Consider the following 5,994-nt stretch of genomic DNA (forward strand, 5'->3'; position numbering starts at 1 on the left):
CTTAAGTATAAATACAAGGAAATCACCCCCAAAAAGGCCCCAAAAACCGGCCCCAAAAAACCAAACAAAACACCTAAATCGAGATACCCGATTACGTCAAAATTTTGACGTAAACCCAGGTAACCCAGAACCCCGCATCCGGCTCTAGGTCATCATGAAAAAAAGACAAGGTTTAAAGGAACAGCTCGTAACTTCGTGTATATACCGAGAAGGAAATTTACCGTGCTAGTTGAACGGTTCTTTTGTCTCCGACCGTCTGACTTTCGCGTCGCAAACAGATTGCTAAAAAACGGCTTTGCAGGGATGAAGGGGATCGCGTTCCCTGATGGAATCCCCCTTGTATCGGCGGATTAAAAACGGCTATCCCAGTGACTTTTAGTGAGCCGCCTTCCATGTCCTAACGGACATCTAAAATTCATTCCTTCCGGTGTTTTTCACTTTTAATCTCGTCAAAAAATAGTCTTGCGGGGTGTCGGGGCTTTGCCCTGACCAAGAGTTTTGTAACAACGACTGCGTGCAGGCGGTGCTACAAAACACATCTTGTCCCCTCTTTGACCCGGTTTTTTACCCGATCTTACTGTGATTTTTTTTTGAATTTTTTTCCAACTCATTGACGGTTTAAATTCAAAAGGCAGGCTTTCAATTCTTCCGTGGACGCCCTTACAGGTTTATGTGATAGAAACGCCTCAGAGTGCACTCTGAGGCGTTTTGCTATTAGATCACCGGTAGTTTCATGACAAGGAGATATTTGCTCTGTGTCGATTTTAGGCCGCTTCTCGTCATGGTTGCCGCTCATACCTTATAAACGGCTTGTACTCACCATTCACCAACGTATAACCATCGGTTGGCTCAGCATCGGAACAAATGATCGGACGTTCCCAGGCAAAGCAATTCCGCCTTGGATAGCTTTTTCACAAACATTTTTCATCGGTAAAGCTAAAAATCAAAAACCCAAAAAAATCACCGCAGGATTACCAGCAACGCTCGCCGCAAGATGGTTTGAGCGTAGCGAACTAACCATCGAGGAAGCGTAATATCACCTGAACGGACATAGGAACTCGGTCACTCAGATCCCGACTAAAAGCCGGTTTTAATACACGCTATTTGATGAAAATAGGTGCTCAAAGACTAATAAGATACAGAAGGGGATCTCTCGCAGCCCTTGCTACAAGCGGAAAGTTTTTGACAATAGTTAGCTCATGCGCTAACATTGTTAGCTCATGCGCTAACTATTCCGGATAATTTCAATGAAACGAATAACCCAAATTGACCTAGAAACGGGAGAAGATATTGGTGGATTTGTAGCTGTAATTCGCCCTAAACAAAAATCTTCATTTGAGAGGCACTTCACCATGAACCAAGCAGCACTAAAAATCATTGCAACAGAGCTTAATCACGAACAAACAAAGGTTCTAATGATACTGTTAGCCGATCTAGATTATGAAAACTACATCCAAATAGCCCAAGTTGATATATGCGAATCACTTAAAATGAATAAAGCTAGCGTAAGTAGAGCTATCAAAAATCTAATTGAATTTGGAATAATACTCGAAGGCCCTAAAATCGGACGTAGCAAGACCTATAGGTTAAATCCGCAATTCGGTTGGAAAGGAACAGTGAGTAATCACAAAAAAGCCCTTAAAAACGGTCTCAGTGTCATTCAGGGCGGTAAGGCCTAAATCTCGAATCTAGACAAATGTACAGTATTACATATCCAGTTTTTTTAAGTGGTTTCACTGAGTACGATGTCTTAGGAAAGCAGGTCGAACAAGGTTCATGGCCGTTTTTTTAATGGCGTCACTTGGTAAAAAACCCAAGTGACGCCGCCTCTCAATCGATTTCAGGAGTTATATCAAAATAGGCTACCTCAGATAATGAGCATTCTTCTGCTGAAATAATTGATGAAGCAATAAAAACAGCAGGTTTTTTGTTTTTATCAATATACGGAATGGTTATTTCTAATGTTTGTGTATATAGCTGGCCCGATTCTTTAAGAATAATTGGCTTACCTTTTTTTACTAATCTAGTTCGTTCTAGTAGAGAAGAAGTTGCTTTCATTCTATCGAATTGATTATTTCTTCGATAAGAATTGGTTATAACAATTTGCGCAGCCCAAGACTGAGTAGTTGCACAATAATCTAAAGCTTTTTCGGTATCATCTTTTGTTGAAGAAAAAGCAATAGTAGGAATAAATAACATTGCAAATAAAATATTTTTTTTCATGATCTATTTCACTATTAACTCTCTGTCCATGGAGTCAACTATTTCTCTTCTCGCACTTTTTCCAACAATTATACAACCCTCCGATGCTTCGCCAGGATTTTTTGTGCTATCGCCATGTATTCTAAAAAGATCTCTTCCGTACATATTGTTACCCTCACGCGGCTCTAAATGAATAGTCATTGCACCTTTACTACTGGTATAACCTCCAATCGTATATTGCCCTCTGGGGATTGGCCCTTTCCCACGTATAGATTCTGAGGCAGGGTTATTTTTATGTATTCCCTTTCCACTATATCCGTCACGGTAAACTAATTTATCGTCATGATATAACTCGCCTGAGTACTGATGATAAATCCAAGCCATTTAAAACTCCTTTTTTCCGAAAAAATAAAAAACTAATTACTTTGATTTATATACTTTATCATCTTTTTTATTTGTAGTTTAAATAACTTTACAAGTTTGTTTGTTAAAAAATATTACATTTTGTTTTTTTAATTTAATTCAGATAAATAAGACTTCATTTCAATAAATTTAATTTAAATTAATTACACTATTTAAAATTTGGAAGATTTATCTTTCTAAAACCGACAGTCAGTCAACGCCTGTCTTATTATCGAGAGGGTTCTTTTGTCTTCGACCGTCTGACTTTCGCGTCGCAAACAGATTGCTAAAAAACGGCTTTGCAGGGATGAAGGGGATCGCGTTCCCTGATGGAATCCCCCCTTGTATCGGCGGATTAAAAACGGCTATCCCAGTGACTTTTAGTGAGCCGCCTTCCATGTCCTAACGGACATCTAAAATTCATTCCTTCCGGTGTTTTTCACTTTTAATCTCGTCAAAAAATAGTCTTGCGGGGTGTCGGGGCTTTGCCCTGACCAAGAGTTTTGTAACAACGACTGCGTGCAGGCGGTGCTACAAAACACATCTTGTCCCGTATTTGATCTTAAAATTTCTGAAATTTATTCCCAACAGGGACGGTGTATCCGGTTTTTTTAGGTGGCTTCACTGAGTGCGATTTCTCAGGAAAACAGGCCGGACAGGGCTCACAACCGTTTTTTAACGGCGTCACTTGGTAAAAAAACCAAGTGACGCCACCTCCATGCCATACATAAATAAATCATAAACGTTTTAGTTAGGTTTCTTATCGCTTTTTTCAGGCAAAAGACGATAACGACGCTCGTCTACTTAACAAAAAGACTCAATAGTCAATTAATAAATTGAAAAATTTTTAATATGTTTATATGATTTAATAAATTTTTATACAAAGGATGTAAAAATGATATTCATCGTATTATACGTAATAAAATTTTTTGTTTTTTTTATATTGTTCACTATCGTAGGTTATTTTTTCATCACAGGTAAAAATATCAAAAAAACTCTATTTTATTCAACTCTATCTATTGTTACTTTTATTTTTTCTGAGATTATATCTATGCCACTATTTTACTGTTTTTTATATTTGTCTGAGTTCATTTATAACATTGTGCATTAAACGCACAATGTTATAACCACAAAATTATTATTTATTAAGCAACTGTTTTATTTTATTCTCGTATATATTTTTATCAATATCTATGCTTATAGGTTGATGCCATTCTCCTTTAATTTCAAAAGGAGATCCTAATGGGTTCCAATCTTTCTCAAACCAATTAAATATATCAACTGGATCCGTGAATTTGTCATAAAGTTTATAATTAACTACACCAAATAAATTATATCCATTCCCTCTTTCTTTTACTTCAATATCAGATAATCTTCCACTAACTATTGCACTACCTATAGCCCACAACGGGTCATTAGGGTGTGCAGACTCAGTTCCAAAATCATAAGCGTTACTAAAACTAACTCTCTCACCATTTTTAATTTGTGAAAGAAAACGAGAATGAATGCTTGTTCCACTTGGCTTTTTAAAAGCACCTTCTTTATTCATCAAAGTCCTAATTCTTCCATCTACCCCTATTCGAGAAAGAGAAATCTCCTCCCCTGAATATTCCCTATAGTGTTTAAGCAAACCAATAGAACTCATGCTGGTGTCATTTTCTAAAGCGTAAACAAATTTATGATTAAACATCCTATTAAATGGTGAAAATCTTTGTATGATGATTTTCTTTAACTTAAGCATATCATTTTTGCAATAAGCTTCCACAACACCATGCATAACTTTTTTAGGATGCACAGCTTTAGGAATTTTCAAAATACAATCTTTTTCTCCACACACTGGACAAACATCCATTTCCAATAATTTCACATAATCAATATCTTTCATAAAAATCCTTTATAAAATTAGGCGAACCATTTAAATTAAAATATATTTTAATTTAATCGTGAAAATTCATAAAACAAATTTACTCTACGTGGTTTTTTATTTTATTAATATGAATATTACATGTGTAATGATTAATACAATTATGTTTATTTATGATTTGCTATTTTCCAAGATTTATTTTTCCGCAATCGACTACGGTTCAATCCCTTCTTATCAAAACACTAAGAACTTTAATAAAACGAGATATCTGTATCACAAGTTATCAATCACGTCTTTTACCGTCTCGTTCTGGCGAGCGACGATAACGGCGCTCATTGACTTCCCAACCGAATGCCAACCGTGAACCATCATCAGAGCCGTCCGCCATCTCGTCCGCCAGAATCAAATCTTCGTTAGTTTCCTGATCCAGCTTCAGAACATCTTTCAACGCCCCTCCGGTCGCAATAAAGCGACGTTTGAACGTTTGGCGGGTCAACTCCAGAAACCATGCTGGGTCAGCCACCATATCCGCTGGCTTAGTTGAGTATTTCAACGTTTCAGACACCGCCCCACGAATAAGTCCAGCCGTTGAACTGATCAGCGTCTCCCCCTCTTTCAGCGGCTTGGGTTTAACTGCCCGAACATCGATATTCGGATCGTAATCAACCCGCAAGCAATCCCGCCACAATTCCATCCAACGATAATGAGTCACATAATTTTTCGTAAACATGGACGGCGGCACCATCATCAAGGTATGAAAATGCGGGTGTGCGCTGCCATTCTTACCCCTTGTTACCTCCGTGGTGCGTATCCAGCCCTGAACAGGCTTAAACTCTTTTCGTTTCTCCATGCGCTTAAATGCTGCATTCATTAAGGTCAGCGTTTCGCCCAGATTTTCAATCGGACAATTACGCACGGTCAACGTCAGGAACATCCAACGGGAAGTCGGGAAATCTGCCACAATACGGGGCAGTGACTGATAAAAACGGGCTTGCCACATAAGCGAACGCCTCCACTGACAGACAGGGCAGTGACGGACACGGCAAAAATGCGCCTCACGAAGCCTCAGACGAGTTTCTCCGGTTTCGACAAGCGTAGACCACCCAAAACGCAATAAGCCGCCACAATCGCGCATACGCGTCGCATACGCCTCATATTCGACTGCTTGCAGGTAAATCCCGCCGACATCATCCGACTGGCCTTTGTGGGTGTCCCAGGGCTTATCACAGGGACTGTAATCGCTCAGAAAAGGGCGGTTAGATTCTTGCATCGTGCCCGCTCCACTCTGGGCGGGCGCAGAAAAGATATGTTATCATCCTCTTATCACCTTCTCGCTGTACACATTATACCAATTTCCAAGGTGATCACTGCCCCTGAATTGTTAGCGCAATTGCGGGGGCAAATTTCTCATTTCAAAGCACAATCACCAGTTAAAATAATATACCCAAATCCATCTATCGGGCAAATTAGGTTCAAAGCCCTGTGCTGCAAGGGTTTAAGCGTATTTCACCATCCGCCATTTATCC

At 39.1% G+C, this 5,994-nt stretch carries 7 protein-coding genes; 3 read left to right on the forward strand and 4 right to left on the reverse strand.

Annotated elements, in window-relative coordinates; all coding sequences use genetic code 11:
* Positions 1 to 755: 755 nt before the first annotated feature.
* Together PXH59_RS19890 and PXH59_RS19895 are read left to right on the forward strand one after the other, a co-directional pair.
* Positions 756 to 1,034, forward strand: a complete 279-nt coding sequence (locus PXH59_RS19890; RefSeq protein WP_285811884.1) for a hypothetical protein — start codon at positions 756 to 758, stop codon at positions 1,032 to 1,034.
* 213 nt (positions 1,035 to 1,247) lie between these two features.
* Positions 1,248 to 1,679: a helix-turn-helix domain-containing protein gene (locus PXH59_RS19895; protein WP_047770646.1), complete on the forward strand. Its 432-nt coding sequence runs from the start codon at positions 1,248 to 1,250 to the stop codon at positions 1,677 to 1,679.
* A gap of 151 nt (positions 1,680 to 1,830) precedes the next feature.
* Here PXH59_RS19895 and PXH59_RS19900 read toward each other — a convergent pair whose 3' ends face one another.
* The 4 genes from PXH59_RS19900 to PXH59_RS19915 form a co-directional block, all read right to left on the reverse strand.
* Positions 1,831 to 2,223: a hypothetical protein gene (locus tag PXH59_RS19900; protein ID WP_047770645.1), complete on the reverse strand. Its 393-nt coding sequence runs from the start codon at positions 2,221 to 2,223 to the stop codon at positions 1,831 to 1,833.
* A gap of 3 nt (positions 2,224 to 2,226) precedes the next feature.
* A complete protein-coding gene (locus PXH59_RS19905; protein WP_047770644.1) occupies positions 2,227 to 2,586 on the reverse strand; it encodes a tlde1 domain-containing protein in 360 nt (119 codons plus the stop codon).
* Positions 2,587 to 3,742: 1,156 nt separating this feature from the next.
* Entirely contained in the window at positions 3,743 to 4,489 is a 747-nt protein-coding gene (locus tag PXH59_RS19910; RefSeq protein ID WP_285811888.1) for a hypothetical protein, read from the reverse strand.
* Between the two features lie 262 nt (positions 4,490 to 4,751).
* Positions 4,752 to 5,738 carry a protein rep gene (locus tag PXH59_RS19915; protein ID WP_285811890.1) on the reverse strand — a complete coding sequence of 329 codons (987 nt, stop codon included), beginning with the start codon at positions 5,736 to 5,738 and terminating at the stop codon, positions 4,752 to 4,754.
* 36 nt (positions 5,739 to 5,774) lie between these two features.
* Here PXH59_RS19915 and PXH59_RS19920 point away from each other — a divergent pair.
* On the forward strand, positions 5,775 to 5,994 hold a 220-nt coding region (locus tag PXH59_RS19920), incomplete at its 3' end, for a hypothetical protein (protein ID WP_285811892.1).

This window comes from Xenorhabdus bakwenae (assembly GCF_030272115.1).
Classification (GTDB): Bacteria; Pseudomonadota; Gammaproteobacteria; order Enterobacterales; family Enterobacteriaceae; genus Xenorhabdus; species Xenorhabdus bakwenae.

Excerpts from the sequence above, each read along its gene's own strand:
- PXH59_RS19895 (WP_047770646.1), top strand. The coding sequence starts at position 1,248 with ATGAAACGAATAACCCAAATTGACCTAGAAACGGGAGAAGATATTGGT.
- PXH59_RS19900 (WP_047770645.1), bottom strand. The coding sequence starts at position 2,223 with ATGAAAAAAAATATTTTATTTGCAATGTTATTTATTCCTACTATTGCT.
- PXH59_RS19905 (WP_047770644.1), bottom strand. The coding sequence starts at position 2,586 with ATGGCTTGGATTTATCATCAGTACTCAGGCGAGTTATATCATGACGAT.
- PXH59_RS19910 (WP_285811888.1), bottom strand. The coding sequence starts at position 4,489 with ATGAAAGATATTGATTATGTGAAATTATTGGAAATGGATGTTTGTCCA.
- PXH59_RS19915 (WP_285811890.1), bottom strand. The coding sequence starts at position 5,738 with ATGCAAGAATCTAACCGCCCTTTTCTGAGCGATTACAGTCCCTGTGAT.